Raw genomic sequence first — 4133 nt, forward strand, 5'->3', positions numbered from 1 at the left:
AGCTCGGCGAGCGAGAGTAACCCGTACCGCGGCCGAAGTCCCTCATATACCTCGTTCAGAGCACGGTCCCGTAGTTCCTTGACCCACTCCTCACGATCCTCACGATCCTGCGAGTTCTGAAGAATCTCGACGTTCAGCGTGGGACGCGCATCATGCGGACTCGCGACAAACCGACCGACGAAACCCTCCAGCCGCCAGAACAACCGCTGCTCATCGGCGGCCGACAATCGATTGCCATTGAACGTCAGCCGACGGGCGCTGCGGTAGTAGTCCGCAGTCCGGCCCGACAGACCGCCGACAGACAAGATTTCGAAGTTGGGCTCGAGGGGAAAGTCGGGGTCTTCGCCGCGTTTTCTTGTGAGACTAGCCCAGGACCAGGTCACCGGCAGACGTTCCAGGGCGGCCGCGAGTTCCTCGTTGACGCCGCGCCCACCGTCCCCATCGGCCTCGCCCTCACCGTGCGACGGACGGTGCTTCATCCCCTGGTCCAGCAGACCTCTGATACAGCCCCGGGTCCGCTCCTCCACCGTCGGCTGCAGCGCACCCGGCAGCGACCCACGCGGCGGCTTCGGCCTCCTATCACCTTTGACATTCGCCCGAACCGTGATCCGGATGTCCGGCAACTCCGCCTCCGGCCCCGACCCCGCAACCAGCCCCGCAATCACTTCGCCCAACTGCCTCCCGTACTCCACAACACGCTCCACGTCCATGGGGTGCAACTGTGTCTCGTCCACATCAAACGTGTTAAAGATTCCCTCACGCAAGTCAGCCGGCAGTCCGGCCTGAGCGACAGCAGCAGCGCGTGGCACCGGACCCGCGAACAGCGAGTCGTCGTCACCAACCTCCTCGCCGGGCCGCACGCCCACAACGCCCGACACCGAGCCACCGGTTAGAGCATCCACAGCATCCGCGCCGGACGGCCCCCGGCCCTGGGCCCACGCCTTCACCAGCCCCTCCGTGACCGGACAGGCAAAGTGACCTTTCTTGTCCTTGCCAAGGGGCAGCCTCTGGCCACCGTCCAGCTCCACGTCCAGTAGAAACTCCCGCAGTGTCTGCGGTCCGCCGGGCTGTGGGCGCCACTCGATGATCCGCTTCCGCACCTCCTCCGGCACCACTGGCGGGGCCACCTTCCCCCACCACTTCCACACAGTGCCGCTGCCAGTGAGTCCGCCGGACAGCGCCGCCACAGTCTCTAGGGTGTGGGCGAATCCGTCGGCTTCGTTGGTCTGCCAGCGCAGACCCTGGACCCACGCCTTCACCAGCCCCTGCGTGACCGGACAGCCAAAGCGGCCATTCTTGTCGCGGGCAAGGGGCAGCCTCTGGCCACCCTCCAGCTCCACGTCCAGTAGAAACTCCCGCAGTGTCTGCGGTCCGTGGCCAGTCTGTGGGCGCCACTCGGTGATCCGCTTCCGCACCTCCTCCGGCACCACCGGCGGGACCACCTTCCCCCACCACTTCCACACAGTGCCGCTGCCAGCCAGCCCGCCGGACAGCGCCGCCACAGTCTCCAGGGTGTGGGCGAATCCGTCGGCTTCGTTGGTCTGCCAGCGCAAACCCTGGACCCACGCCTTCACCAGCCCCTCCGTGACCGGACAGGCAAAGCGGCCCTTCTTATCCTTGCCAAGGGGCAGCCTCTGGCCACCGTCCAACTCCACGTCCAGCAGAAACTCCCGCAATGTCTGCGGCCAGCCGGGCTGTGGGCGCCACAGGGTGATCCGCTCTCGCACTCCCTCCGACACCACCAGAGACCCGCCCCACCCCACGGCTGCGTGTTCACCGGTATTCGCGTGATCACCAGTGCGCGCCCGACTACCAGACGGCACCACTTCCATGTCCGTTATGGACTGATCAAACGCGAACCAGCCGCCCGCTCCCTCAGCGAAATCGGGCCACCACCCCGCCGCCTGCTCACCGACGTTCGACAGGTCAACACCAGCCAGGTCAAAGCCGGGCAGGTCAAGGCCGATCAGGTAACGCTCGGTCAGGTCAAAGTCGGTCAGGCCGGAGTCCACCGCACCCGGATCCACTACCGAGTGCTCCGGAATCGCTCGCTCAGACCCCAAGACCGCACCCGAATCCGCCTCCCCCAAACCACCCTCGGGGATCCACTGAAAAACCGGATCCGGCGCGTCGGAACGAGTGTCCGAGCCGGCACCTGACACAGCGTTCGGATCCGTCACAGCGACATCCGACACACCCCCTTCGCCCAGACCGGCATGACCGGAAACAGGTTGCGGCGCCACGAGGTCTCGTGATCCTCCGGCAGCGTGGGTGTCTTCCAATCGCCGGGTGGCCATGTAGTGGTCCGTGCCGTTGTAGACGATGCAGTAGGTCTCCCTGGTGCCATACTGCTCGACACCCTGGGTAGACAGGCGACCATCGGGGACAATCACCACAATGTTGACGCCCAGCAAATCGGCAACGAGCTGAGGAGCAACATCACCACCAACATTGCTCCAACTCCGAGGTGCGCGAATGTCGTCCGCGACGATCTGCAGCGAGGCCCGCTCAGCGTCGGTGCTGGCAACGAATCTTTGCAGATAATTGTCGGCGAGCGCGTCGCGCAACCCCTCCACGGACCGTTCATAACCGAACTGGTCAAGCCGGGCCCCCCATACACCCTCCGGCACTGAATCCAGGACCGACCGGTAGAAACAGTCACCATCAGCTCCGACATCGCGGATTTCCAGCCCCCACCCCCTCGCCGTCGCCCGCTGCTCGGGCGTCCCCCACAAACCACTAGAGGCGTACGCGAGCTGGGTCAGCCTGGAAATGTCCTCGTTCCTGCCGCCGCCCGGCACCACCAAAGCGGCATCATCCATACCGGCATCGTCACCCTCCGGACCAACGGAATCCGTCCTCACCCGTTTCCGCGGCGGCTCCAGCGTGTGCCGGCCACTGCCCGAAGAAACATGAGGTTTGCGCCCTGCTCTCTCTTTCTTCCACAACCGCGACACGGTCGACTCGGAAACAAGGCCGCCGGACAACTCCACCACTTCCCGGAGGCCCATCGATCCGTGCTGTCCGTGCAGTTGCAATACCCAGTCCCGCACCAGCTCCTGCGTAACCGCAGAGAAGAATCGGCCAGACTTGTCTTGGTCAAGGGGCAGCTGCCGGTCGCGCTGTTGGCCATCGTCCCATCTGAGGCCGAGCAGGAACTCCCGCAGTTTCCGCGCCCCGCCGGGCTGCGGGCGCCACTCAACAATGCGCTTGCGCACCCCCTCCGGCACCACCAGCGGTGGCGTAGCCATCACCTGCCAACACCGCGACACGGTCGCCTGGGAAACCAGGCCGCCGGACAGCTCCGCCACTTTCCGGATGCTCATCTGTCCGTGCAGTCGCAGTACCCAGTCCCGCACCAGCTCCTGCGTAACCGCAGAGAAAAATCGGCCAGACTTGTCTTGGTCAAGGGGCAGCTGCCGGTCGCGCTGTTGGCCATCGTCCCATCTGAGGCCGAGCAGGAACTCCCGCAGTTTCCGCGCCCCGCCGGGCTGCGGGCGCCACTCAACAATGCGCTTCCGCACCCCCTCCGGCACCACCAGGGACTCCGCGTGATCACCGGTGCGCGCCCGACTACCAGACGATGCTGAAGCAGACGGATTAGCGGCACGGGACGTACTGGGTGCGCCACCACGCAGGCCCGGAATCAGCGGCCGGCCATGACCGTTACGCACCTGCACCTCGACCCAGGCCACTTCCTCAGCCAGACTCGTGGAATGCGTCGGCACCGGACGCCGAGCCCACTCCGGGTATTCGTGCCGGGCCCTCCGCCACAGCGCATACCCGCGGCGCGCATCCTCCGCCGTCACCACCACATTCTCCCGCGGCTGTGCTTGCTGCCGGACCTTCCGCATCGCAGACCGCACAACCTCGAGCAGGTCACCACTCAACTCCACCGGCCACCCACCCACCACCGCCGACTGAACAGCCTCGTCCCGAGTCTCGAACAGGTCAGCGCCTGCGGAACCGGCCCGGTGGTCGTTGGTGAGGCTAGGCCACGGCACCACCGCAGTGTCCGTTATGGACGGATCAACGACAGCGGGCACGTCGCCGATCGAGCCGTCGGCTCCCGCAGCGAAATCGGGCCACCAGCCCACCGCCTGCTCACCGACGTTTGACAGGTCAACACCAGC

1 protein-coding gene is annotated in these 4133 nt (G+C 65.8%); it reads right to left on the reverse strand.

Annotated elements, in window-relative coordinates; translation table 11 throughout:
- A partial coding sequence (locus AB0I53_RS49330; RefSeq protein ID WP_358618104.1) for an OTU domain-containing protein occupies nt 1–3539 on the reverse strand: 3539 nt, incomplete at its 3' end.
- Nucleotides 3540–4133: the final 594 nt, after the last annotated feature.

This window comes from Saccharopolyspora sp. NPDC050389, from assembly GCF_040655595.1.
Lineage (GTDB): Bacteria > Actinomycetota > Actinomycetes > Mycobacteriales > Pseudonocardiaceae > Saccharopolyspora.